Genomic DNA, 24,138 nt, shown 5'->3' with positions numbered 1-24,138 from the left:
AGCCTCCGGGTACCCGGCGAGCGCCGTCCCCTGCCCCACGATACCGATAGCCACTCACCCGGTTGGGCAAGGTTCGCCACTGAAGTGATCACTGATTGTGATCAATGGTGGGCATTAGTGGCGACCCGCTCCTGCGTTCACCGAGATTTCACGCTCGGGCTGAACGTCGCAGCGATGGCCGGCGTTCAGACCCGTCGGCACCGGGCGCCGGGGCGCCGCCGACGAGACGGACTCGTGCTGGCTGAGCTGGTCGCTCGCCGACATCAGACCCAAGAACAGTGCTCCGAGGCCCACCACGTACCAGTCCGGCCTGCCGTGCTGGACGAACAGGTCACCGACGATCACGCCGGTTCCCGCCAGCAGCAGGAGCAAGGCCGATGTCCGAGGCCGCGTCCGCATCAATGATCTTCCCCTTCTGAAGGCCGGATCCCCCGAGCACCGCCGACAGCGCTGCTCCACCGAGGGCTGGCCACAGACTGACGATCCGGCATGAGCGCGAACTGAATGGCAGATGAAACGGGCTTCACCGGCCTGGCCAGGCCGTGAAACCGCCGGATTCGGCGAGCCGCTACGGCCGCGGCCACCGGTGCGGGCGGTCCCGCGCGGCCGGTGGAGGACCCGCGGGCGGAGACGAAGCCGCAGGGGCCTTCCGCGGTTCGCGGGAGGCCCCTGCCTCGGGTCCGATGTGCTCGCCCCCGACCGGCCCGTCAACGCGAGTCCTCGACAGCCGGTGCGGGTGTGCTCGTGCAGCGGCTAGAGCAACGTGACCGGGTTGACGACGTCGGCGACCAGCACGAGCAGCGAATACGCGATGAAGATCAACGTCACCCCGTACGCCAGCGGCATCAGCCGCGCCGTGTCGAACGGCCCCGGATCCGGCCGGCGCACCAGCTTCGCGACGCCTCGGCGCACCGACTCCCACAGCGCACCCGCGATGTGCCCGCCGTCCAGCGGCAGGATCGGCAGCATGTTCATCACGAACAGCGAGAGGTTCACCGCCGCCAGCAGATTCATCATCGTGATCAACCGGGCACCCACGGACACGTCGTCCATGGACAGCACCTCGCCGCCGATGCGGCTGGCGCCGACGATGCCCACCGGCGAATCGTCGGACCGCTCCTGTCCGCCGATGGCCGAGATCAGGTCCGGCACCCGCTGCGGCAGCTCGACGATCTTCTGCGCGGTGAGCGTGGCGAACCCGCCGATCGTGTTCGCCACTCCGCCGACGTCCTGCTGGACCAGGATCTGGTCCGGCGAAAGCCCCAGGAACCCGACGACCTCGGTCTTCTTCGAGTCCTCCAACGAAGGACGCTTGTCCTGGATCAGGTCGGCCTGGAGGGGGACGCGCTGGCCGGCGCGCTCCACGACGATCGGGACCGAGCCCTCCGAGCCGCGAATGGCCTTCTGCAGTTCCGTCCACGAACCGTAGGCCTGGCCGTTGAACTCGAGGATCTTGTCGCCGGGCTGGAAACCGGCCGCGGCGGCCGGCGACGGCGGAGCACCGGCCGGGCAGCTCGCGGTGTCCTTCACGTCCGCCGCCACCACGCACTCGCTGACCGACGAGACCGTCGTGGTGAGCTCCGGCTTGCCGTAGCCCATCAGGATCCCGGCGAAGATGAGCACCGCGAGGATCAGGTTCATGACCGGCCCCGCGGCCATCACGATGATCCGCTTCCACGGTTTGCGCTGGTAGAACTGCCGATGCGCGTCCTCGGGAGTGACCTCTTCGGCCGCCGCCTCCCGAGCGTCCTCGATCATCACGCGCCACGGCGCGGAGGAGGCGGTGCGCCCGTACTCCTCGTCGCGCTTCGGCGGGAACATGCCGATCATCCGGATGAAGCCGCCGAACGGGATCAGCTTCACGCCGTACTCGGTCTCGCTGGTCTTGCGCGACCACACGGTGCGGCCGAAGCCCACCATGTACTGGGTGACCTTGACACCGAACAGCTTCGCGGTGAGCAGGTGACCGAGTTCATGCCAGGCGATGGACAGCAGCAGCCCCACGAAGAACAGGACGATGCCGACGATGACCAGCATCACTGCCCCTTCCCTGCCGCCACGAGTTCGCGGGATTTCACTCGCGCCCACTCCTCTGCTGCGAAGACCTCGTCCACGCTCTGCGGTTCACCGCGCCACTGGTCGGCGGCGGCGAGCGTTCGCTCCACAGTCTGCACGATGCCGGTGAAACCACTGTTGCCTTCGACGAAGGCGGCCAGCGCCTCCTCGTTCGCCGCGTTGAAGATCGCGGGCAGGCAGCCGCCGGTGGAACCGGCGTGGCGGGCCAGCGACACCGCCGGGAACGCCTCGTCGTCGAGCGGTTCGAACGTCCACGACGACGCCTCGGAGAACGACAACGGCGGCGCGGCCTTCGCGATCCGGTTCGGCCAGTCCAGCCCCAGCGCGATCGGCAGCCGCATGTTCGGCGGGCTGGCCTGCGCCAACGTCGAACCGTCCACGAACGTGACCATCGAGTGCACGATCGACTGCGGGTGCACCACCACGTCGATGCGGTCGTAGTCCACGTCGAACAGCAGCCGCGCCTCGATCAGCTCCAGGCCCTTGTTCACCAGCGTGGCCGAGTTGATCGTGACGACGGTGCCCATCGCCCACGTCGGGTGCTTGAGCGCCTGTTCGAGCGTGACCCCTTCCAGCTCGTGGCGCTTGCGGCCGCGGAACGGCCCGCCCGAAGCGGTCAGCACCAGCCGGTCCACCTCGTCCGCCTTGCCGCCCGCCAAGCACTGCGCCAGCGCGGAATGCTCGGAGTCCACCGGCACGATCTGGCCCGGCTTCGCCGCGCGCAGCACCAGCGAACCGCCCGCCACCAGCGATTCCTTGTTCGCCAACGCCAAGGTCGCGCCCGACTCCAGCGCGGCCAGCGTCGGCTTGAGCCCGCGCGACCCGTCAACGGCGTTGAGCACCACATCGGCGGGCGTGGACCGCACCAGCTCGGTCGTCGCCTCCGGCCCCGCCAGCAGCTTCGGCAACCGGAAGTCCCCGGTGGAGTAGCCGAGGCGCTGCGCCTCCGCGTACAGCGCGAGCTGCACGTCCTCGGCCGCGGTGCCCTTGGCCACCGCCACCGCCTCGACCTCGAACTCCAAGGCCTGCGTGGCGAGCGCGGCCGGGTCGCTGCCCCCGGCGGCGATGCCCGCGACGCGGAACCGGCCTGGGTTGTTCCGGATCACGTCCAGGGCCTGGGTACCGATCGAACCGGTCGAACCGAGGATCAGCACGCTGCGCGGCGTCCCGCGTGCGGCGTCGTGCTCGGCGGCGGCACCTGCCGGACCGCCGGTTCCGGAAACGGGGGATTCGGTGCGCGCGCTCGAAGCGGGGGTCGCGGTGTCCATCGCCGCCATTGTCCCCGAAGCAGGTGATCACCGGTCGCTCGCGGTGCGGGAAGCCGCGATAGCCGTCACGATCGGTGGGGTAAGCCCCGAGCACCGGACGCCTGAACCACCGGATCGTCCCGCTGGCTCAGCGTTCACCACCAGGCAGGAAGGGGTAGCGCCATGGGCATCATCGGATGGATCGTTCTCGGACTCATCGTGGGCGCCATCGCCAAATTGATCATGCCGGGCAAGGATCCGGGCGGGATTCTCGTCACCTTGCTGCTGGGTGTGGTCGGGGCTTTCGTCGGCGGCCTGATCGGGAACTGGATCTTCCACGTCGGATTGGAAAGTTTCTGGTCGTGGCGAACTTGGCTGCTGGCCATCGTCGGCGCGGTCATCGTGCTGGGCATTTACCGGCTGATCGTCGGCAGGACGAGTAAGGCCGCCAAAGGGGGCTGACACGCCCCCGGTCCACTCCCAGGAAGCCGCGGAACGGGTTTTTCCCGTTCCGCGGCTTCGTTTGTGCTCGTTTTGCTTTGGGGGTCGGGTGGCGGAACCTCAGTGGCTTCCTCGCGAGGAGGTTTGACGTGGGCTATGCGCTGACGCGCATACAGGCACGGCTTCGCCGCAATGATTCGGCTTCGCCGTAAAGATTCGGGTTCGGGACCGGCTGGACCGCAGCCGCGAGCCCCTGGTGCACGCCTAGCCAGGGCGCCTGTTCGTGGGGGCGGGTATGCGAAGATGGGCTACGCGTGGCTCGTTGGTGCCGCGTTCAGGAGCAGGTTCAACCGCCTCGGTGGCTGGTTGTGGCGCAGGAGGGTACGTGGCGAGCACGGAGCTGGAGACCAAGCCCGGTCAGGCCATCGACCCGGCCGACGAGCCGTCGGTCGACTGGGGCTGGCACGGCGGGTTCCCCAAGGGCACCCAGATCGCGGGCTGGTTCACCGTGTTCGCGCTGCTGATCATGCTGGTGGGCAACCACCAGGGAATCCTCAGCGGCGGCCACGCCTTCAAGACCGAGGACGGCTGGCTCGTCGGCCTCGCCGCAGCCGTCGCGATCGGCCTGCTGGTGGATCTTCGCCGTCGTCGCTGACCCGGCTCGTCACCCGGAACTTGCCACGACTAGGACGAACGGGTAGCGCCCGTACTCCTCTCGGCCGAACCGATCAGGACCCGACCTGCGACAATGATCATTCATTGTTCGGAGGTCGCCCGATCGGGTTTGCCCCGGGAGGTCTACGTTTCGCTTCGTGGGCCATTCCCCGGAGCCGCAACTGCACCGGCGGGTCTTGGCGCGACTGGGGTCGGCGGCGGATGAGCTCGCCGGGTTGCTCGGCGCCCGGGGCCGCGACCGGATACCGCACGAGTTCCTGCCCGCTCCCGCGCGGATCGACACGCGAGCGCTCTGCCGGGAGCTGGACGGACTCAGCGCCGTTCGCGCACTGCGGCTGCCCAGTTCGTTCCTGGACGAGCTGACAGGGGCGCCCACTCCGGAACGATTGCCCGCGCTGCTCCGGGAGGTCGACCGCCTCGACCGGCTACGCGAGTTGCGACTGCCGGCGGACGCGTTCGACGACGTCCCGCTGGAGACCGTCGACTGCTGGCGGCACCGGGCGCTCACCGGATTGCCCACCGAGTCCCCCGGCCAACGACTGCCGCTGCTGGCCGCGCTCTGCTGGTTCAGGCAGGCGGAACTCACCCACGAACTCCTCGGCGTCCTGTTCGCACTGATAGACGAGCTGCACGGGCGTGTGGCGGAACGCTTGCGGCAGGCGAGCGAACCGTTGCGCACCGCAGGCCCTGGCGGCGGCGGCGCGCAGTGGGAGTGGTGGCCGGTGCCGGACCACGGACTGGGCGCGCTGGTCCGCGGCACGGACGACAAGAACAGCCTCGCCCGAGCCGGCCGGGCGGCCCTGCACGTCGCCTACACCACCGACTACCGGCAGCTGCTGTCAGCGATGCTCCAAGTGCTGGAGTTCCGCAGTGCCGCACCCGAGTGCTGGCCGCTGCTGGCGGCCCTGGGCGAACTGCTCGGGGAGACGACCCAGGTGTGGGGCGCCGAGCGGTTCTACCCCTCCGAGCTGGACATCCCGGTGCGCGGGGTGGTGCCCGCGGCCTGGCTGGACGTGGTCGTCGACCGGCAGGGCCGGGTCGATCGGGCCGCCTACGAACTCTGCGTGCTGATCAGGCTGCGGGAGGCGGTCCGGGACGGCGAGGTCGTCGTCCCCGGATCGGCGGACCCCCGAACCGGCATCGGCGACGTGGTCGGCGAATGCATCACCTGGCCACCGGACAACGCGGAGCGGATCATCGCGCCCGGCCACGCCGCCGGAGCTCCGCCCGGTTGAACGGCCGCGGTCGCGGGTCCGCTCGAATCCGCCGGCGTCCCACTACGTGGTGTCTCCTTGCGCGCACTCGGCGTGCACCAATAAGAGTGTGCGCATGACAGCTGTGATGCTGACCGCGTTCTGGCCGACTCGGCGCGGGTCGTTGTTCGACCAGGCGTGTCGACGGGCCGCGCATCCGGTGCGCGGCCGCTTCCGTTCGGCACCGCCCGGCGCGGGCGCCCGACGCTCGCGCCTACCGCTACCAGGAAGGCTGCATCATGTCGGTCACCGATGAACTGCTCCGCAACAACGACGCTTACGCCGCCGAATTCAGCGGCCCGCTCCCCTTGCCGCCGTCGAAGAAGGTCGCCGTGGTGGCGTGCATGGACGCCCGCCTGGACGTGTACCGCGCGCTCGGCCTCAACGAGGGCGAGGCGCACGTGATCCGCAACGCCGGCGGTGTGATCACGGCGGACGAGGTCCGCTCGCTCGCGATCAGCCAACGCCTGCTGGGCACCGAGGAGATCATCCTGATCCACCACACGGACTGCGGGATGCTCACGTTCACCGACGCCGAATTCACCGCGTCCATTCAAGGTGAGACCGGCATCAAGCCCGAGTGGGCGCCGGAGTCGTTCAACGACATCGACACCGACGTTCAGCAGTCCCTGCAGCGGATCCGCACCAATCCCTTCATCCCGCGGAAGGACTCGGTGCGCGGGTTCGTGTTCGACGTCGCCACCGGCAAGCTCCGCGAGGTCGGCTGAGTCTGAAGGCGGCCCCCCGCTCGGCCGGGCCGTGGGTCGACCGGGGGTCCGACCGGACAGTGCGGTGCGAGGGGAAGGGAGCACTGCCCGGTCGGCCGAGCCCGATACCGGTCGGGGGCATCGGCATCGGACCGATATGACCCGGCGGTTCGCCAGGACCACGCTCACCAGCATGATCTCCGTCCGGTGCCTTTTCCAGAGCCCCCACACGGTCGATGGACATCCCTTGCGCGCGACGCGTCGATGTTCGTGCGTCGATCACCGCGGCATCCCGAACGAGGCATGATCGCGGAACTCTCCGCTGGTCTCCGCAGCCGCACCGGCGTCCGCGGGTATGTGCCACGGCAACCAATCCGCGCCGCCCGGCGGACTCGTCCGGACTCGAACGAGATCATCCGACTTGATGAAGTCGCCGTAACCCCTGAGCGGCATGCGCGGGAAGGGGCCGCTCACAACGACGCCGCACCCGTTCCCCGCGTGCGGTCGTGCTGATCAGGCCTCGGCGGCGAGCTGGCCGCAGGCCGCCGCGATTTCCTGCCCGCGCGTATCGCGGACCGTGCACGGGACACCCGCGTCGCGGACGCGCTGCACGAACTCGCGCTGCACCGGCTTCGGCGAGGCGTCCCACTTGCTGCCCGGCGTCGGGTTCAGCGGGATCAGGTTGACGTGCGCGAACTGGCCCAGGTGCTTGTGCAGCAGCTTGCCGAGCAGGTCCGCGCGCCACGGCTGGTCGTTGACGTCGCGGATCAAGGCGTACTCGATGGACACTCGCCGCCCGGTGTGGTCGGCGTAACCGCGCGCCGCTTCGAGCACCTCGGCGACGTTCCAGCGGTTGTTCACCGGCACCAGCGTGTCCCGCAGTTCGTCGTCCGGCGTGTGCAGCGACACCGCCAGCGTCACGTGCAGCTGTTCTTCGGTCATCCGCTTGATCGCGGGCACCAGGCCCACCGTGGAGACCGTGACGGAACGCTGCGACAGGCCGAGGCCGTCCGGCGCGGGATCGCAGATCCGGCGCACCGCGGCGATGACCCGCTTGTAGTTCGCCAGCGGCTCGCCCATGCCCATGAACACCACGTTCGACAGCCGCCCAGGACCGCCGGGCACCTCGCCGTCGCGCATCATCGCGGCCGCCGTGCGCACCTGGTCCACGATCTCCGCGGTGGACAGGTTCCGCTGCAGGCCGCCCTGGCCGGTCGCGCAGAACGGGCAGGCCATCCCGCAGCCCGCCTGGCTGGAAATGCAGACGGTGGCGCGCTCGGAATAGCGCATCAGCACGCTCTCGATCATCGTGCCGTCGTGCGCGCGCCACAGCGTCTTGCGCGTGGTGCCCTCGTCGGTGTCCAGCGTGCGCACTTGGCTCAGCAACGTGGGCAGCAGGTCCGCGCCGAGCTTGTCCCTGCTCGCCGCGGGGATGTCGGTCATCGACTCCACGTCCGCGTTGAGCCTGCCGAAGTAGTGGTGCGCGAGCTGTTTCGCGCGGAACGCCTTCTCGCCCAGCTCGCTCACCGCGGCGCGGCGCTCCTCGGCCGACAGATCGGCGAGGTGGCGAGGGGGCATGCCGCGCTTGGGCGCGTCGAAGACCAGCGGAAGTGAAGTCGACATAGCGCCCTCCAGTGTCCCACGAAGGCACCGGTGGCCCGTCGGCCCGTCCACGGACCGGCGGCCCTGGTTCGGCCGGACCCCGTCCGATATTGTTTCGGGGTGCCGAAACCCATCTCTGCATGGTGGCGAAATTCTCGCTGCGGGCAGCCGAGAACACGACGCGCGCCTGCCGTGCTCGTCGCCCTGGCCGCGACCTTGCCACTGGTGACGGCCTGCGACATCGACCTGAGCCGAGCCGACGACGGCAAGCGCTCCGTGGTCACCACCTTCACCGTGCTCGCCGACATGACCAGGGCCGTCGCCGGGGACGCGATCCACGTCGAGTCGATCGCCAAGCCGGGCGCCGAGGTGCACGGCTACGAACCCACGCCCAGCGACCTGCTCACCGCCGCGAAATCCGACCTGGTGCTCGACAACGGGCTCGGCCTGGAAAGCTGGTTCGCCCAGTTCGTGCAACGCAGCGAAGCCCCGCACGTGACGCTCAGCGCCGGGATCGACCCGATCCCCGTCGAGGCCGGCGGCTACCAGGGCAAGGCCAATCCGCACGCCTGGATGTCGCCGCGCAACGCCAAGATCTACGTCGCGAACATCCGCGACGCGCTCACCCGGCTGGACCCGGCGCACGCCGAGACGTTCCGGGGCAACGCCGAGAACTACACGCGGCGGCTCGACGAGATCGAGACTTACCTGCGCACCGAGATCGCCCGCATCCCCGAACCGCAGCGCGCCCTGGTCAGCTGTGAAGGCGCGTTCTCCTACCTCGCCAGGGACACCGGACTGCGCGAGGCGTACCTGTGGCCGGTCAACAGCGACGAGGAAGGCACTCCGCAGCAGATCAAGAACACCACCCGGTTCGTCAACGAGCGTCGCGTCCCGGCCGTGTTCTGCGAATCCACCGTGAGCGACAAGGCCCAACGCCAGGTCGCCGAGGAGACGGGTGCGCGACTCGGCGGCAAGCTCTACGTCGACTCCCTCTCCGAACCGGGCGGGCCGGTCCCCACCTACCTGGACCTGCTGCGCCACGACGCCGAGACCATCGTCACCGGACTCTCCGGAGGTGCCCGATGAGCGTGCAGGCCCGGCACGTCACCGTTTCCTACCGCGACACGCTCGCACTCGACGACGTGACCGTGGACATCGCGCCGGGCCGAGTCTGCGGACTGCTCGGCGTCAACGGCTCCGGCAAGTCGACGCTGTTCAAATCCCTGATGGGCCTGGTGCGGCCGGACAAGGGCGAGATCCGGCTGCTCGGCCGGGACCCGAAGCGCGCCCGCAGTGACGGGCTCATCGCCTACGTGCCGCAGTCCGAGGCGGTCGACTGGACTTTCCCCGTCACCGTGTCCGACGTGGTGCTGATGGGCCGCTACGGCCGGATGGGACCGATGCGCCGCGCCCGGCCCGCCGACCGAGCCGCCGTCGCCGACGCGCTGGAACGGGTCGGACTCACCGACCTGGCCCGCAATCCGATCGGCGCGCTGTCCGGCGGCCAGCGCAAACGCGCCTTCGTCGCCCGCGGCATCGCGCAGGAGGCCGAACTGCTGCTGCTGGACGAACCGTTCGCCGGGGTCGACAAGGGATCCGAGGCGATGATCAGCGAGCTGCTGCGCGGGCTCCGCGACGAGGGCCGCACGATCATGATCTCCACCCACGACCTCGCCGGCGCCCCCGCGCTGTGCGACGAGGCGGTGCTGCTGCACCAGCGGGTCCTCGCGCACGGTCCCATCGCCGAGGTGCTCGCCCCCGAAACGCTCGCCCGCACCTTCGGCGTGCCGGAAGGAGCCCGATGAACGACATCGCGATCTGGCTGCTGGAACCGCTGCAATTCGGGTTCATGCGGCGTGCGCTGCTGGTGAGCGTCGTGGCGGCGCTGGTGTGCTCGGTGCTGTCCTGCTGGGTGACGCTGATCGGCTGGTCCCTGCTCGGGGACGCCGTGTCGCACGCCGTGCTTCCCGGTGTGGTGCTCGCCTACGTATTCGCGCTGCCGTTCTCCGTCGGCGCGTTCCTGTTCGGCGGGCTGGCCGTGGCCATGATCGGCGCCGTGCGCGGCACCACGAAGCTCAAGGGCGACGCTGCGATCGGGGTCGTGTTCACCGGGCTGTTCGCGCTGGGCGTGGTGCTGGTGTCGCGCATCCCCAGCCAGGTCGACCTCAACCACATCCTGTTCGGCAACGTCCTCGGCGTCACCGATGGCGACATCGCGCAGGTCCTGGTGATCAGCGCGGTCACGCTGACCGTGGCGATGATCAAGCGCCGGGACCTCACGCTCTACTCGTTCGACCCCACCCACGCACACGCCATCGGGCTGCGGCCGCGCCTGATCGGGGCGCTGCTGCTGACCATGCTCGCGTTGACCGTGGTCGTCGCGTTGCAGGCCGTCGGAGTCATCCTGGTGACGGCGATGCTGATCACTCCGGGAGCCACCGCGTTCCTGCTCACCCGGCGCTTTCCCCGGATGCTGGCCGCGGCCTCGGCGCTGTCGGTGGGCAGCGGCATCACGGGCACCTACCTGAGCTTCCACCTGGACACCTCCACCGGCGGCATGATCGTGCTCTGCCAGGCGGCGCTGTTCCTGCTCACCTACCTGTTCGCGCCCGGGCAAGGCCTGCTGCGAGAAATGCTGCGCCGGCGCGCACGGCGAGCGGAGACGGCGACCGCCGCGTAGTCCACCCATTCGTGGCCCCGCTCGGTCTCCTATCGTGGAAGACATGACAAGCATGGCCGAACGCCCGTCGGCGTCCGTCGAGGACTACGTCCGGGCGATCTACGGGCTCAGTGAGCGCGGGGTGGCCGTGACCAACGCGACGCTGACGCAACGGCTGGGGCTGAGCCCCTCGTCGGTGTCCGGGATGATCACCAAGCTGGCGCAGCTGGGACTGGTCACCCACGTTCGGTACCGCAGCGTCGAACTCACCTCGGACGGCCGCCGGCTGGCCTACGACGTGCTCCGCAGGCACCGGCTGCTCGAACTGTTCCTGGTGGAGGTGCTCGACTACACCTGGGACGAAGTGCATCCGGAGGCCGACGCGCTGGAACACGCCGTCTCCGACGAACTCATCGAGCACATCGCCGCCAAGCTAGGCAATCCCACGCACGACCCGCACGGCGACCCGATTCCCACGGCGGACGGGGTCGTCGAGAAGCCCACCACCCGGCTGCTCGACCAGGTCGAGCCCGGCACCGTCGGCACCATCGCACGGGTGTGGGACACCGATTCGGATTTGCTGCGCTACCTCACCGACCACGGCATGACGCTGGGCGCGCGGATCGAGGTCGTGGAGCGCAAACCGTTCGGCGGCCCGCTCGTGGTGCGCATCGGGGAACCGGCGCAGGCCGAGACGCACTTCCTCGGCACCGAGATCGCGGGCACGCTCTCGATCCGGAGCTGACGGTCAGCAAGCGCGGCTCTTGCCGTCCCGTTCTCGGCGGCCGGCCGCTTCCTTAGCCGCGGCGGCGTCTCCCGGTTCGTTCGCCGCGTGCCCCTTCTCCGCCGTCTCGGTGCCGTAGAGCTCATCGGTGAGCAGGCGGTCGTTGAGCTCATCAGTGCGATGCGCGCCGAGGACGGCGAGCAGCAGGTCGAACCGGTGATCGGTGAGCACTATCGCCACGTAGGCGAACCCGGCCAGACCGCCGAGCACCAGCGCTGCCACCCATCGCGTGGGCACCTCCGCCTGCACCAGCAGCACCACGGCTACCGCCAGCGCCAAGACCGAGGTGAACGCGATGCCCCTGGCGAGCATCACCTGGCGCCACAACGACCGGAACGTCGAGTGCTGCCGGGACAGCTCCCGGACCAGCCGGGCGCGTTCCCGTCGATCCATCCGGGCGACCTGGCTCAGGCCCGCGGTCACCGGTCTGCCCGCGTGAATGGCCATCTCGTCGCTCCTGTTGCGCGTTCCTGGGCGGAATCGAGCCACCTGCCCGCAGCCGTCCGGAGACGGCCCGCCTGATCTGCTGACCGCTTTCGGTGGTCACCTCGGTGTGCCGTGGTCGGTCTTGGAGGCCATGGCCGGCCGTCGCGGCCACCCCTGAGCCTGGAAGGAGGCGGCCACTGCTTCGCTGCAGCGGGCGCGCCCCGTCACCGCCACAAGTCGATCACGGTGGACGTCCTGGAACAAGGCGTCATTCGGGGGCGTTCGGACCGCACCAAAAGCACCGAAGGGTAACGGTACTCGATAATGCGACTTGGCTTAATAGTCTAGCCGGTTGGCATTCCCAGCCGATCGAGAGCACTGACTACTTTACGTGTCAGTAACCACGCTCGAATACAGCAATCCCTTATCTGAGCAGGTGCTTTCCCCCGCAAATAGACTACTGGCCGGTACAGCAGCCGAAAAATCGGATCGAATCAAAAAAAGCGGAGTTCGAAATTCAAGGACCGCGGACCAGGCCACGCGGCCGAGTGCGAATTCGCAGGCGATAGCCCACGTCCAGCGCGCATCCGGAGACCTCGCGCAGCGCACGACGCGCCACCTTCGGCGAGAACTCGATCGCCAGCACCTCGGCCAGCTCCGCACGATCGCCGAACCGCCACACGGTCCGCACCTGCTCGCTCACGAATCCGTGCAGCTGGAAGAACCGCTCCACCGCCTGCGGATCGAACCGCGGCGCATCCGCCCGCATCCACTTCCCGTAGGGCTCGCACGAACCGTCCAAATCGATGATCGCCAAGGTGCCCCCGGGCCGCAGCACCCGCTCAGCCTCGGCCAACCCCGGTTGGCATCCCGGGCCGAAGAAGTACGCGGTCCTCGCGTGCACCAGATCAACACTCGCGTCCGCCAACGGCAGCCGCTGGGCGGGAGCTTGGCGCACATCAACACCGGCAAGCCCGGAGACCCGCCGCCGCGCCCGCTCCACCAGCGGCGCGTGCGGCTCCACACCGATCACCGACCGCGCGGACTCCGCGAAGACCCCCAGGTGAAAACCATCGCCGCACCCGACGTCCACCACGTCCAGGCCCGTCCACTCGCACCGGGCGCGCAGCGCGCTCCACAGCGCGCCGGTCGAATCCTGCGCCCGGTTCTCCCGCTCGTACACGTCCGGCCAGTGCCAGATGTTCGGGCTCGGCGTGATCCGGTGCTCCGCCCCGGCCTCGATCACCACGAGCACCTGATCATTGCGGGATCAACCAGAACAGCATCATCCACGCCACCACCGCGGACGGCAGCAACGAATCCATCCGATCCATCAAACCGCCGTGCCCCGGCAGCAGATTGCCCATGTCCTTGATGCCCAGATCTCGCTTGATGACCGACTCCATCAAGTCGCCCAGCGTCGCGCTGCACACCAGAGCCGCACCGAACAATGCCCCCTGCCACCACTGGCCCTCCAGCAGCAGCGTCACCGACAACGCACCGCCGACGGTGCCCGTCAGCATCGAACCCGCGAAGCCCTCCCAGGACTTCTTCGGACTGATCAACGGCGCCATCGGATGCCTGCCCAGCAGCACCCCGAACGCATACCCCCCCGTGTCCGAGGCGACCACGCCGATCATGAAGCACAACGCGCGGAACGCGCCGTCCTCCGGCACCACCAGCATCGCCGCGAACGACGCGAACATCGGCACATAAGCGGCGGTGAACACCGAGGCCGTCACGTCGCGCAGATATCCGTCCACGCCGAGCCGGAAACGCCACGCCAGGCAGCTGAGCGTGGTGATCGTGAACGCCACCAGCAGCCCGCGCAGCCCGAACGGCCAGGACAACCAGATCATCAGCTGCCCACCCACGAGCACCGGCAGCAGGCTGACCTTGATGTCGGCGCCGCGGCGCAGCGCCCCGGCCAGTTCCACCGTGGAGACCGCGGCCGCCACCGCGACGATGCCGATGAACAGGTGCCGCAGCATCAGCAACGACAAAATGATCGCGGCGCCGAGCACGACGCCGACCGCGATCGCCGCTCGCAGGTCACGACCTGCCCGAGACGGACGCGACGGCGGGTCCGGTACGGAAGCGGACATCCCGGACTCACCTTCGCGCTGGCTGGTCGTCACCGAAGGCCGTCCGGGACCGGCACACCCGGCATTCGGGCGGCGTGCGGCCGAATCTTTGACCGGCACGAGCGGAAACGACCAGGCGCCCACACGGACGCCGCCGGCGAAAGCGGCCCGGCAGCCGCGAACCACAGTTGCAAGACAGCCTCTCAAACTTCGAGGAGCTCTGCTTCCTTGTGCTTGACGAGGTCGTCGATCTGGGCCGTGAAACGGTGCGTCAGGGTCTCCAGCTCCTTCTCCCCGCGCTTGCCCTCGTCCTCGCCGGCCTCGCCGTCCTTGACGACCCGGTCGATCTCTTCCTTGACCTTGCGCCGGATGCCGCGCACGGAGATCTTGCCTTCCTCGCCCTTGTGCTTGGCGAGCTTGACCATCTCCTTGCGGCGTTCCTCGGTCATCTGCGGAACGGCGATGCGGATCAGCTGCCCGTCGTTGGACGGGTTGAATCCCAGGTCGGAGTCCCGGATGGCCTTCTCCATCGCGGCGAGCTGGCTCGCGTCGTAAGGCTTGACCACGATCAGCCGCGCCTCCGGCACGCTGACGCTGGCCAGCTGGTTCAGCGGCGTCGGCGAGCCGTAGTAGTCGACGACGACGTTGGCGAACATCCCCGGATTGGCACGGCCGGTGCGAACCGTGGCCAGGTCGTCCTTGGCCACCTGCACCGCCTTCTCCATCTTCTCCTCGCCTTCGAGAAGAGTCTCGTCGATCACGGTTGCTCCTTAGGTGTACCGGCCGATGTGTACAGCGCGCCGCGTGCGACGCGGCAGCGTCGGTAGCGGAACCCGATCAGGATCCCAGCACGGTCACGCGGACCCTGCGGCCGGGGTGCTGACCAGGGTTCCGATCTTCTCACCGCGCACGGCGCGAGCGATGTTGCCCTCCTCCAGGAGGTTGAACACCAGGATGGGCATCTGGTTGTCCATGCACAGGCTGAACGCGGTGGCATCGGCCACCTTAAGCCCGCGCTCCAGCACCTCGCGGTGGCTGACCGCGTCGAAGCGCTCCGCGGTCGGATCAGTCTTCGGGTCCGCGGTGTAGACCCCGTCCACGCCCTTGGCCATCAGCACGACCTCGCAACCGATCTCCAGGGCGCGTTGCGCGGCCGCGGTGTCGGTGGAGAAGTACGGCATCCCGGTTCCGGCACCGAAGATGACCACGCGGCCCTTCTCCATGTGCCTGCTCGCACGGCGCGGAATGTAGGGCTCGGCGACCTGACCCATTTCGATCGCCGTCATCACGCGAGTGTCGATGTCGTGCTCGCGTTCCAGGAAGTCCTGCAGTGCCAGGCAGTTCATCACCGTGCCCAGCATGCTCATGTAGTCGCCCCGAGCGCGTTCCATGCCGCGCTGCTGCAGCTCGGCGCCGCGGAAGAAGTTGCCGCCGCCGATGACCACGGCGACCTCGACGCCGCCCGCCACGACCTCGGCGATCTGCCTGGCCACCGTGCCCACCACGTTCGGGTCGACACCGACCGCGCCGCCACCGAACATTTCACCGCCCAGTTTGAGCAGCACACGCCCATAGCCGTCTTCCGACAGACCGTCGTCGGTCACTGGGTTCCTCCCGAGAGGCTGTTGTTCCGCGGTGATCGAGGTGCACCGTCATCAGCGGTGCGCTGCGCGAACGCCCCGCTCCCAGGGGCGGAGGCGGGGCGTGCAGGTCGCGATCCCCGCCGTCGGGGCGCCCGAGGCGAACCGGCGGCGGGGACGCGAAACCGGTGCGGCGGCCGGGACCGGTCCGCACCGGGACGAGATCAGGCCTGGCCGACCTCGAACCGCGCGAAGCGGGTCACGGTCACGCCGGACTCGTCGAGCAGGGCCTTCACGGTCTTCTTGTTGTCCTGCACCGACGGCTGGTCGAGCAGCACGTTCTCCTTGAAGAAGCCGTTGAGGCGCCCCTCGATGATCTTCGGGAGGGCCTGCTCCGGCTTGTTCTCGGCGCGCGCGGTCTCCTCGGCGATGCGGCGCTCGTTGGCCACCACGTCCTCGGGGACCTCGTCCCGGGTGAGGTAGGTGGCCTTCAGGGCCGCCACCTGCATCGCGGCGTTGCGGGCCGCGTCCTCGGAGGAACCGGTGTACTCGACGAGCACGCCCACCGCCGGCGGCAGGTCCGCGGCGCGGCGGTGCAGGTAGGTCGTCGTCTGGCCGTCGAAGACGGCGACACGGCGCAGTTCCAGCTTCTCACCGATCTTGACGGCGAGGTCCTGAACGGCCTCACCGATCGTCTTGCCGTCCAGCGGGGCGGCCTTGACGGTCTCCAAGTCGGAGGAGTTCGCGGCCTTCGCGGCCTTGACGACCTGGTTGGCCAGGGCGACGAACTCGTCGTTCTTGGCGACGAAGTCGGTCTCGCTGTTGAGCTCGATCAGCGCGCCTTCCTCGGCGGCGACCAGGCCCTCGGCGGCGGAACGCTCGGCGCGCTTGCCGATGTCCTTGGCACCCTTGATGCGCAAGGCCTCCACGGCCTTGTCGAAGTCCCCGTCGGTCTCGGCGAGGGCCTTCTTGCAGTCCATCATGCCAGCGCCGGTCAGGTCACGGAGACGCTTGACGTCGGCCGCAGTGTAGTTAGCCATCGTGCGGGTCCGTCCTTTTTCGGAATGTGTGCACAGCGGAAGTTTCAGCGGCGATTTCCGGCGACATCAGGTCCGTCGGAACCGCTCGCGACGCGAAAGAGGCGGCGGCCGCATCGGTGATGCCCGCCGCCATTGGCCTCGGCCACCAGTGTGGCCGGTCCGCGCGAAGATCGTGCTGGTCACCCGCTCGGACGCGGGTGACCAGCACGACTGAATCAGGACTGAGCGGGCTGCTCGTCGGCCGCCGGGGCCGCAGCGCCTTCGTCCGAACCGGTGGCCAGCAGCTGCTGCTCCCACTCGGGCAGCGGCTCCTCGCCGGTCGGCTGCGGCTTCTCTTCGCCTTCGACGGCGCCGTTGCCACGGCCGCTGCGGGACATCAGGCCCGCCGCGACACCGTCGGCGACCACGCGGGTCAGCAGCGCGGCGGAGCGGATCGCGTCGTCGTTGCCCGGGATCGGGTAGTCGACCTCGTCCGGGTCGCAGTTGGTGTCCAGGATCGCCACGACCGGGATGCCCAGCTTGCGAGCCTCGCCAACGGCGATGTGCTCCTTCTTGGTGTCCACGATCCAGACGGCGCTGGGGATCTTGGACATGTCGCGAATACCGCCGAGGGTCTTCTCGAGCTTGTCCTTCTCGCGGGTCAGCATCAAGATTTCCTTCTTGGTGCGACCTTCGAAGCCCCCGGTCTGCTCCATGGTCTCCAGCTCCTTGAGCCGCTGGAGACGACGGTGCACGGTCTGGAAGTTCGTGAGCATGCCGCCCAGCCAGCGCTGGTTCACGTAGGGCATGCCGACGCGCAGCGACTGCTCCGCGATGGCTTCCTGAGCCTGCTTCTTGGTACCGACGAACAGGATCGTCCCGCCGTGCGCGACCGTCTGCTTGACGAAGTCGTAAGCCGCATCGATGTAGGACAGCGCCTGCTGCAGGTCGATGATGTAAATGCCATTGCGCTCGGTGAAGATGTAGCGCTTCATCTTCGGGTTCCAGCGCCGGGTCTGGTGCCCGAAGTGCACGCCGCTGTCGAGCAGCTGCTTCATGGTGACGACGGCCATGGCCTTGTTCGCACCTCTTGTGTCGGGCGCACCGCCGAGCGGTGCGCGGTTCGGTTCTCGCGGCGAGCCGGGTGGCTGCCGCCCTGGTGCCCGCGCCCGATGCCCCCACCCTGGCCCTGCGGGCCGGGACCTCGAGGGCACCGCTGTGCAGCCGAATCGGGGACCGTCTCTACTCCGCGCCGCCACCGAAGCGGCTGAGCCGCGTACTGCGGGGCTGGAGTTGTCAGGTTTCCGGACGGCGACGCGCGGACACGCGAAGTCGGATCGTGCGCACACGAAACCGCGTTAATAGTGTACTCGACGGTCAAAGCCGCCCAGGGCTAGGTCGCGAGTTGTCCACAAGCGGCCGATTCATCCACAGATTTCCGGATTGCCCCTGTCCGGCACCGACCACGCGGGCGGACGGTGGAAACATGTTCCCGCTCCCCCGGATCTTCCGTTCCCAAGCCGGTCACCGGCGCTCCGACCGCCTCGACGCCGCCGGGGTGCGCCCCCGTCCGCTCCGGTGGCTGCTGCCAGCGCTGCTCGTCGTGCCGCCGGCGGCATTCCAGCCCGCGGCCGCGACGGCACCGACCGCCCCGGACAGCGGTGTTCCTCCAGCGCCGACCGGATTCCACCGGCCGTTGCCCGATTCCTCGGTGTCCCGCCCGTTCGAGCCGCCCACCAGCACCTACGGTCCAGGTCATCGCGGTGTGGACCTGGCCGGAGCACCCGGTGCGACCGTCTCGGCGGCCGGTTCGGGCATCGTCCGCTACGCCGGGCCGCTCGCCGGACGATCCCTGGTGTCCATCGAGCACGCGGACGGCCTGCGCACCACCTACGAGCCGGTTCGCCCCACGGTCGCGGTCGGGCAGGAGGTCGACGCGGGTCAGCCGATCGGCCTGCTCGAACCGGGACATCCGGGCTGTGCGGCACCAGGGTGCTTGCACTGGGGCGCGCGCCGCGACGCCACCTACCTCGACCCGCTCACCTTGCTCGGCGGCATCGAAGTCCGGCTGCTGCCCTGGGACGCCGAACCTCGGCCGTGATCAAGCCTGCGGTTCGGTGAGCTTGCTGCGCAGGCGCAGGACCGCGCGGGTGTGCAGCTGGCAGACGCGGGACTCGGTGACGCCCAGGACTTTGCCGATCTCGGCCAGGGTGAGGTTCTCGAAGTAGTAGAGCGTCACCACGACCCGGTCGCGATCGCTGAGCCGTTCCACCGCTTCTGCCAGCTGCCTGCGGCTGTCCCGGTCCACCAGCGCCGCCACCGGGTCCTCCGCCCGGTCGTCGGGCAGCGTCTCGGCGAGCGACGCGGTGCCTCGGCCGACGCTGATCAGGTCGTCGAGGGCGACGACGCTGGTCATCTGGAGCTGGGCGAACAGGTCGTGCAGCTCATCGGCGGACACTTCGAGTTCGTCGGCGAGCTCCACGTCCGTGGCGTGCCGTTGCAGCTTCGCCTCCAGGCGTTCCAGCGCGCGTTCGAGATCCCTGGCACGGCTGCGCACCGAGCGCGGCACCCAGTCCTGCGCGCGCAGGTCGTCGAGGATCGCGCCCCGGATCCGCTGCATCGCGTAAGTCTCGAACTTCAGGCCGCGCTCGGGTTCGAACTTTTCGATCGCGTCGACCAGCCCGAAGATGCCGGACTGCACCAGGTCGGAAACCTCGACGTGCGAGGGCAGCCCGGTGCCGACCCGCCCGGCCACGTACTTCACCAGCGGCGCGTAGTGCAGCACCAGCCGGTCCCGCAGACCTTGATCGCGGTGCTCGCCGAAGGCGTGCCAGAGCGCCACGATGCCCGCTTCGACATCGTCCGCGCTGCGCTGATCGTCCGCGACGAGGTACGACAAGCGTCCCGGCGTCGAGGATTTCACCGCGTCAGCACCCTGGTCGACCCTGGATCGGGTGACAGTGTCCGGCTGCGCCGCGGCCCCCTGAGCGGTCGCCGCGCCGTCGGTGTGCCGGCTGCCGTTGACCTTTGCGCCGTTGGTGCCGGTGCTCGTGTCGTGGCCGTTCTGGCTGCGCTCTGCGGTCGGCTCGCCGGGGAGATTCGTCCTCGACGACGTCGATCTTGATGTCGCTTCCGTGGCCACGGTGCGGGCACCGCCCCCGGCGTCGTCAGGAACGGGGGTGGGTTCGGTCATGAATCGCCTTCAGCCGGTCGACGGTCACGTGGGTGTAAAGCTGGGTCGTTGCGAGCGTAGCGTGACCAAGCAACTCCTGAACGCTACGGAGGTCTGCTCCTCCTTCGAGCAGATGGGTCGCAGCCGAATGCCTCAACCCGTGCGGCCCGAGGTCGGCCGCACCGGGGACTGCCTGCACCGCGTCGTGCACCACTCGGCGTGCCATGCGCTGGTCCAATCTCCCGCCGCGGGCGCCGAGGAAGACCGCGGGGCCGGAGCGCTCGGTGCTGAGCTCGGGCCGTCCCGCCGATAGCCAGCGTTCCAGTGCCGCATCCGCGGGTACGCCGAACGGCACAGCACGTTCCCGCCGTCCCTTGCCGAGCACCCGCAGTAGTCGCCGTTCATGATCGATGTCATCAAGGTCGAGACCGCACAGCTCGGCCACTCTGACGCCGGTCGCGTACAGCAATTCCAGCAATGCGTGGTCGCGCAATGCGACCGGGTCGCCCTGTTCCGCCCCCGTCGCCGAGGCCGCCATCGCCGAGTCCGCCTGGTCGGCGCGCAGCACCGCAGGCAGCGCCCGGTGCTTGGCCGGGGCCGCCAGCCTGGGACCCGGGTCGGTTCCGAGCAGCCCGGTGCGGTGCGCCCATGCGGTGAAGGTCCGCACCGACGCGGCCCGGCGTGCCAATGTCGCCCGGCTGATGCCTTGGGCGTGCTGGCCCGCCAGCCAGGACCGCAGTGCGGGCAGCGTCACTTGGTCCAGTCCTGGTCCGGCGGTCGCGACGACATCGGTGAGCAGCGAGACCACGTCGCCGAGGTAGGCGCGCACGGTGTGCTCCGACAGGCCGCGTTCGGCGGAGAGGTGGCGCTGGAACCGATCCACGGCGGAGCTCAGCTCATCCGGGAGGGACGCCCGTGCCGCGCGCAGGTCGATTCTTGATGCGGCCCCGGACCGTCTGCGTTCCATAACGCAAACGCTCGCCCTTGGACGTTGCCCGGTCAAGAGGGCCACGCCGTGAACACGCTCCCACCGAGGCGTCGGCGTTGATCATCGCGTGCGCACGCTCCAGCCTCCCTCCTTCCGCTCGATCAGCCCGGCCAGCTCCATCTCCGGTAGCAGTGCCCGCACGGTGCGCAGGGCCAATCCGCTCTCCTGCGCGAGCTGATCGGCGTCCGCTTCAGTGCATGCACCGATCGCATCGTGCAACTGACGTGCACGTGGTTCCAGCGCGTCGGTGCGGCGGGCGGCAGGCACCGGCTCCACCGGCGGCGCCGCCCCGAGCGGGTTGATCATTTCGAGCACCTGGGGCGTGGACGTCACCAACACCGCCTTCCCCGAGCGCACCATGTCGTGGCAGCCCACCGAACTCGCCGAGGTTACCGGCCCCGGCACCGCCATCAGCGGCAGCCCCAGCGCATCGGTGGTGTTCGCGGTGTTGCCCGCACCGCTGCGCGCCCCGGCCTCCACGACCACGGTGCCCTGGCCGCACGCAGCGATCAGCCTGTTGCGCACCAGGAACCGATGTCGCCGGGGCGTTGTGCCCGGCGGGTACTCCGTCGCCACCACTCCTTGTTCCGCGATGGCGCGCAGCAGCCGGCCGTGCCCCGCCGGGTAGTCGATGTCAATGCCGCAGGCCAAGAACGCGACCGTCGCGGCTCCCGCGGCCAGCGCGCCCCGATGCGCCGCGCCGTCGATCCCGTAGGCCGCTCCCGACACCACCGTGCACCCGCCCGAAGCCAGCCCGTGCCCCAGTTCGGCCGCCAGATGCTCGCCGTACCCGGTGGCCGCGCGCGCCCCGACCACCGCCACCGAGTTGGTCAGCGCCGAGCCGAGATCGGCTCGGCCCCGCACCCACAGAGCCAGTGGCGCCGCCATGCCCGGTACCCCGACTTCGGCGGCTCCGGCCAGCAGGCCGAACCTGTCGGCAGGCCACTCCGGATCTTCCGGGATCAACAGCCGCGCACCGGTCCGCTGCGTGGCCGCCAAGAGATCGGCTCCTGAGACGTGCTTTCGCCGAGACTCGACTTCGTCGGCCACCGCGCCGGGTGCCGAACCGTCGCGGACCAAGACGGCGGTGCGGACCGGCCCGTGCTCGGCCACGCAGGCGGCCAGTGCGGGCGCCGGCGGTTCGGCCACCGCCGCCAGGTATGCGCGAGCGAGCCGAACCTGTTCTCCCCCGCTCATCGCGCCCCCCGTTCGCCGGGCCGTCCACGCGTCCGAATCCCGTCGATGCCGGAGTGCTCGTCGACCGCCGAGGCGGCGAACCCGATCCCGAGCCCGGAACCGCGACGCCGCACCGGGTGCTTCCGCCACGAGCCCTGCGGGATCGCGAACGAGTACCGGAGCCCGGTTCGATGCATTGAACTTCCGCACGATGCCGTTTTCATCCGCATCGCCCGCATCGCTTGCGCCGTCCAGACCGCCGCGGTCATACGAACCTCCGTTCCCGGAACGCGAGCGCGGCGGCCACATGCTCCGCCTCCGGTCGTTCACGGCCGTCCAGATCGGCCAACGTCCACGCCACCCGCAGGCAACGGTCGGCACCCCGCGCAGTCAACGCGCCCACGTCGAGTCCGCGATCCAGCAGGGCCGTCACCGCATCCGGCAGCGCGAACTCACGGCGCAGCACCGGCCCGGGCACTTCCCCGTTGGTCTGCCAGCCACGCGACGCCCACCGCTCGACCGCCACCGCCCGCGCCCGGGACACCCGCTCCCGCACCGCCTCCGACGGCTCCGACTGCCCGCCGCCGCGCATGGTGGTCGCGGTGACCGGGCGCATGTCGACGCGCAGGTCGACCCGGTCCAGCAGCGGACCGGACAGCTTGCCGAAGTAGCGCCGCCGCGCCTGCGGGGCGCAGTGGCAATCGGCGTCCCTGGCCGGAGCGCACGGGCAGGGGTTGGTGGCCAGCACCAGCTGGAACCGCGCCGGGTAGCGCAACGTTCCGTCCCGCCGGGACAGCCGGACCTCCCCTTCCTCCAACGCGGTGCGCAGCGCTTCGAGCCGTTTCGGCCCGAACTCGCATGCCTCGTCCAGGAAGAGCGTGCCCCGATGCGCACGGCTGACGGCTCCCGGCCTGGCCAGCCCGGCCCCACCGCCGATCAGGCCGGGAACCGAGGTGGAGTGGTGCGGAGCGACGAACGGCGGCTCCGCTACCAGTGGTTCGTTCGCGCTGAGCTCGCCCGCCACCGAATGGATCGCGGTGACCTCCAACGCCTCCTGCCTCGACAGTTCGGGCAGCAGCCCGCTCAGCCGTCGGGCGAGCATCGTCTTACCGGTGCCCGGTGGACCGACCAGCAGCAGGTGGTGACCACCGGCCGCGGACACCTCCAGCGCCCAGCGCGCCTCCGGCTGCCCCAGCACGTCCGCGAGGTCCTCCGGTGACGCCGTGCGCCGCGAGACGACCTCGCCCGGTCGGTCCACGAGTTCGCCCTGTCCGCGCAGCCACCCGATGACCTCGCTCAGCCGCCCCGCCCCGAGGACCTCGAGGCCCTCCACCAGCTGCGCTTCAGGCAGGCCCTCGACGGGCACGATCGCTCGCCGGATCCCTTCCCGCCGCGCCGCGAGCAGCCCCGGCAACAAGCCGTGCACCGGCCGGATCCGGCCATCGAGCGCCAGCTCCCCGAACAGCACGGTGCCTTCCAGCCGCTGCGGGGGAATTTGTTCGGCGCCGGCCAGTACCGCACAAGCCAGCGCCAGGTCGTAGGAGGTGCCCGCCTTCGGCAGCGCAGCGGGCGACAGTGCGAGCGTCACGCAGCTCTTCGGCCAGTCCTCCTGGCAGTTCTGCACCGCCGCGCGCACCCGATTCTTCGACTCCTGCAGCGCCGTGTCCGGCAATCCCAGCAGCTGCACGCTGGGCAGGCCGCCTTTGCGCACGTCCGCCTCGATCTCCACCAGCACGCCGTCCACGCCGAACAGCGCGACCGCCCAAGTCCGTCGCAACGCCATTCAGAACACCCCCGGCAAGTGGTCGAGGGTGATCCGGCCCCTCGGGGGCCACAGGATGGAGATGACGTCGAACCGGACCTGGCAGCCGGTGAGTCGCCGCTCCGCGAGCCAGGCTCTGGCCAGCTCCCGCAGGCGGCGGATCTTGTTCGGTCCGACAGCGTCCAACGGAGCCCCGTAGTCGACCCCGGAGCGCGTTTTGACCTCGCAGAACACCACCCGGTAGCCGTCGGTGCCGACGATGTCGAGTTCACCGTGCGGGGTCCGCCAGTTCCGGGCCAGCACCGAGACACCGAGCTTCTCCAGGTGTTCGGCCGCCAACCTCTCACCGGCTCGCCCGAGCGCATGAGTGCCCTGTCCTTGCGCGTCCGAGAGCGCCCCGCGCAGCGGACGAAAGTCGAGGGTGCGCACCGCCATGATCTCCTCCAAGGCTGGAAGTCGGCCCAGAGCGGATCTCCGGCCCGAC

Annotated in this window: 26 protein-coding genes; 9 read left to right on the top strand and 17 right to left on the bottom strand. The window is 69.6% G+C overall.

What is annotated here, in order from left to right; genetic code table 11:
• Nucleotides 1–114: 114 nt before the first annotated feature.
• From H2Q94_RS05880 to dxr, 3 genes are all read right to left on the bottom strand, one after another.
• Nucleotides 115–399, bottom strand: a complete 285-nt coding sequence (locus tag H2Q94_RS05880; RefSeq protein ID WP_243792902.1) for a hypothetical protein — start codon at nucleotides 397–399, stop codon at nucleotides 115–117.
• A gap of 354 nt (nucleotides 400–753) precedes the next feature.
• Entirely contained in the window at nucleotides 754–2,037 is a 1,284-nt protein-coding gene (locus tag H2Q94_RS05875) for a M50 family metallopeptidase (RefSeq protein ID WP_243792900.1), read from the bottom strand.
• The gene (dxr, locus tag H2Q94_RS05870; RefSeq protein ID WP_243795557.1) at nucleotides 2,037–3,230 is read right to left on the bottom strand and encodes a 1-deoxy-D-xylulose-5-phosphate reductoisomerase; all 1,194 of its coding nucleotides are present in this window, start codon (nucleotides 3,228–3,230) and stop codon (nucleotides 2,037–2,039) included. The genes H2Q94_RS05875 and dxr overlap by 1 nt, the downstream gene beginning before the upstream one ends.
• A 276-nt stretch (nucleotides 3,231–3,506) precedes the next feature.
• On the opposite strand from dxr, the gene H2Q94_RS05865 reads away from it, so the two are divergent.
• The 4 genes from H2Q94_RS05865 (at nucleotide 3,507) to H2Q94_RS05850 (ending at nucleotide 6,420) form a co-directional block, all read left to right on the top strand.
• Complete coding sequence (locus H2Q94_RS05865; RefSeq protein WP_243792898.1) at nucleotides 3,507–3,785, top strand: GlsB/YeaQ/YmgE family stress response membrane protein; 279 nt, start codon at nucleotides 3,507–3,509, stop codon at nucleotides 3,783–3,785.
• Between the two features lie 364 nt (nucleotides 3,786–4,149).
• A complete protein-coding gene (locus tag H2Q94_RS05860; protein WP_243792895.1) occupies nucleotides 4,150–4,419 on the top strand; it encodes a DUF2631 domain-containing protein in 270 nt (89 codons plus the stop codon).
• 157 nt (nucleotides 4,420–4,576) lie between these two features.
• Nucleotides 4,577–5,674, top strand: a complete 1,098-nt coding sequence (locus tag H2Q94_RS05855; protein ID WP_243792893.1) for a hypothetical protein — start codon at nucleotides 4,577–4,579, stop codon at nucleotides 5,672–5,674.
• Nucleotides 5,675–5,931: 257 nt separating this feature from the next.
• Nucleotides 5,932–6,420 carry a beta-class carbonic anhydrase gene (locus H2Q94_RS05850; RefSeq protein ID WP_243792891.1) on the top strand — a complete coding sequence of 163 codons (489 nt, stop codon included), beginning with the start codon at nucleotides 5,932–5,934 and terminating at the stop codon, nucleotides 6,418–6,420.
• 492 nt (nucleotides 6,421–6,912) lie between these two features.
• On the opposite strand, the gene rlmN is transcribed toward H2Q94_RS05850, so the two are convergent.
• Nucleotides 6,913–8,022 carry a dual-specificity RNA methyltransferase RlmN gene (rlmN, locus tag H2Q94_RS05845; protein ID WP_243792888.1) on the bottom strand — a complete coding sequence of 370 codons (1,110 nt, stop codon included), beginning with the start codon at nucleotides 8,020–8,022 and terminating at the stop codon, nucleotides 6,913–6,915.
• A 171-nt stretch (nucleotides 8,023–8,193) separates the two neighbouring features.
• On the opposite strand from rlmN, the gene H2Q94_RS05840 reads away from it, so the two are divergent.
• From H2Q94_RS05840 to H2Q94_RS05825, 4 genes are read left to right on the top strand one after another with little or no spacing between them, the layout of a single operon-like run.
• Nucleotides 8,194–9,090 (top strand): metal ABC transporter substrate-binding protein, encoded by an 897-nt coding sequence (locus tag H2Q94_RS05840; RefSeq protein ID WP_243792883.1) that lies wholly within the window; start codon nucleotides 8,194–8,196, stop codon nucleotides 9,088–9,090.
• The gene (locus H2Q94_RS05835) at nucleotides 9,087–9,809 is read left to right on the top strand and encodes a metal ABC transporter ATP-binding protein (RefSeq protein WP_243792882.1); all 723 of its coding nucleotides are present in this window, start codon (nucleotides 9,087–9,089) and stop codon (nucleotides 9,807–9,809) included. The genes H2Q94_RS05840 and H2Q94_RS05835 overlap by 4 nt, the downstream gene beginning before the upstream one ends.
• A complete protein-coding gene (locus tag H2Q94_RS05830) occupies nucleotides 9,806–10,684 on the top strand; it encodes a metal ABC transporter permease (RefSeq protein ID WP_243792880.1) in 879 nt (292 codons plus the stop codon). Before H2Q94_RS05835 ends, H2Q94_RS05830 begins: the two co-directional genes overlap by 4 nt.
• 52 nt (nucleotides 10,685–10,736) lie before the next feature.
• Nucleotides 10,737–11,408 (top strand): metal-dependent transcriptional regulator, encoded by a 672-nt coding sequence (locus tag H2Q94_RS05825; protein WP_397545469.1) that lies wholly within the window; start codon nucleotides 10,737–10,739, stop codon nucleotides 11,406–11,408.
• Nucleotides 11,409–11,411: 3 nt separating this feature from the next.
• Here the strand turns inward: H2Q94_RS05825 and H2Q94_RS05820 are convergent, their stop codons facing one another.
• From H2Q94_RS05820 to rpsB, 7 genes are all read right to left on the bottom strand, one after another.
• Entirely contained in the window at nucleotides 11,412–11,894 is a 483-nt protein-coding gene (locus H2Q94_RS05820) for a hypothetical protein (RefSeq protein ID WP_243792877.1), read from the bottom strand.
• A gap of 496 nt (nucleotides 11,895–12,390) precedes the next feature.
• Nucleotides 12,391–13,119 (bottom strand): class I SAM-dependent methyltransferase, encoded by a 729-nt coding sequence (locus tag H2Q94_RS05815; RefSeq protein WP_243792876.1) that lies wholly within the window; start codon nucleotides 13,117–13,119, stop codon nucleotides 12,391–12,393.
• 13 nt (nucleotides 13,120–13,132) lie between these two features.
• A complete protein-coding gene (locus tag H2Q94_RS05810) occupies nucleotides 13,133–13,978 on the bottom strand; it encodes a phosphatidate cytidylyltransferase (RefSeq protein WP_243792874.1) in 846 nt (281 codons plus the stop codon).
• A gap of 182 nt (nucleotides 13,979–14,160) precedes the next feature.
• Nucleotides 14,161–14,718 carry a ribosome recycling factor gene (gene frr, locus H2Q94_RS05805; protein ID WP_243792872.1) on the bottom strand — a complete coding sequence of 186 codons (558 nt, stop codon included), beginning with the start codon at nucleotides 14,716–14,718 and terminating at the stop codon, nucleotides 14,161–14,163.
• A gap of 93 nt (nucleotides 14,719–14,811) precedes the next feature.
• Complete coding sequence (pyrH, locus tag H2Q94_RS05800) at nucleotides 14,812–15,561, bottom strand: UMP kinase (RefSeq protein ID WP_243792870.1); 750 nt, start codon at nucleotides 15,559–15,561, stop codon at nucleotides 14,812–14,814.
• Between the two features lie 200 nt (nucleotides 15,562–15,761).
• Nucleotides 15,762–16,577 (bottom strand): translation elongation factor Ts, encoded by an 816-nt coding sequence (gene tsf / locus H2Q94_RS05795; RefSeq protein ID WP_243792866.1) that lies wholly within the window; start codon nucleotides 16,575–16,577, stop codon nucleotides 15,762–15,764.
• A 215-nt stretch (nucleotides 16,578–16,792) separates the two neighbouring features.
• Nucleotides 16,793–17,629: a 30S ribosomal protein S2 gene (rpsB, locus tag H2Q94_RS05790; RefSeq protein WP_243792864.1), complete on the bottom strand. Its 837-nt coding sequence runs from the start codon at nucleotides 17,627–17,629 to the stop codon at nucleotides 16,793–16,795.
• A 413-nt stretch (nucleotides 17,630–18,042) separates the two neighbouring features.
• Here rpsB and H2Q94_RS05785 point away from each other — a divergent pair, with 413 nt between their 5' ends.
• Nucleotides 18,043–18,657 (top strand): M23 family metallopeptidase, encoded by a 615-nt coding sequence (locus tag H2Q94_RS05785; RefSeq protein WP_243792863.1) that lies wholly within the window; start codon nucleotides 18,043–18,045, stop codon nucleotides 18,655–18,657.
• On the opposite strand, the gene whiG is transcribed toward H2Q94_RS05785, so the two are convergent.
• The 6 genes from whiG to H2Q94_RS05755 form a co-directional block, all read right to left on the bottom strand.
• Entirely contained in the window at nucleotides 18,658–19,749 is a 1,092-nt protein-coding gene (whiG, locus tag H2Q94_RS05780; RefSeq protein WP_243792861.1) for an RNA polymerase sigma factor WhiG, read from the bottom strand. It lies immediately after the preceding gene.
• A complete protein-coding gene (locus H2Q94_RS05775) occupies nucleotides 19,724–20,695 on the bottom strand; it encodes a tyrosine recombinase XerC (protein WP_243792856.1) in 972 nt (323 codons plus the stop codon). Before H2Q94_RS05775 ends, whiG begins: the two co-directional genes overlap by 26 nt.
• 81 nt (nucleotides 20,696–20,776) lie before the next feature.
• On the bottom strand, nucleotides 20,777–21,913 hold the full coding sequence (dprA, locus tag H2Q94_RS05770) for a DNA-processing protein DprA (protein ID WP_243792854.1): 1,137 nt from the start codon (nucleotides 21,911–21,913) through the stop codon (nucleotides 20,777–20,779).
• The gene (locus tag H2Q94_RS05765) at nucleotides 21,910–22,089 is read right to left on the bottom strand and encodes a hypothetical protein (RefSeq protein ID WP_243792850.1); all 180 of its coding nucleotides are present in this window, start codon (nucleotides 22,087–22,089) and stop codon (nucleotides 21,910–21,912) included. The genes dprA and H2Q94_RS05765 overlap by 4 nt, the downstream gene beginning before the upstream one ends.
• Nucleotides 22,090–22,157: 68 nt before the next feature.
• Nucleotides 22,158–23,675: a YifB family Mg chelatase-like AAA ATPase gene (locus tag H2Q94_RS05760; protein ID WP_243792849.1), complete on the bottom strand. Its 1,518-nt coding sequence runs from the start codon at nucleotides 23,673–23,675 to the stop codon at nucleotides 22,158–22,160.
• On the bottom strand, nucleotides 23,676–24,089 hold the full coding sequence (locus tag H2Q94_RS05755; protein ID WP_243792848.1) for a YraN family protein: 414 nt from the start codon (nucleotides 24,087–24,089) through the stop codon (nucleotides 23,676–23,678).
• Between the last annotated feature and the right edge of the window lie 49 nt (nucleotides 24,090–24,138).

The organism is Saccharopolyspora gloriosae, assembly GCF_022828475.1.
In the GTDB taxonomy this organism is placed as follows: domain Bacteria; phylum Actinomycetota; class Actinomycetes; order Mycobacteriales; family Pseudonocardiaceae; genus Saccharopolyspora_C; species Saccharopolyspora_C gloriosae_A.
Note: the sequence above shows the minus strand (reverse complement) of the source record. Positions and strands in the feature narration are given on the sequence as shown.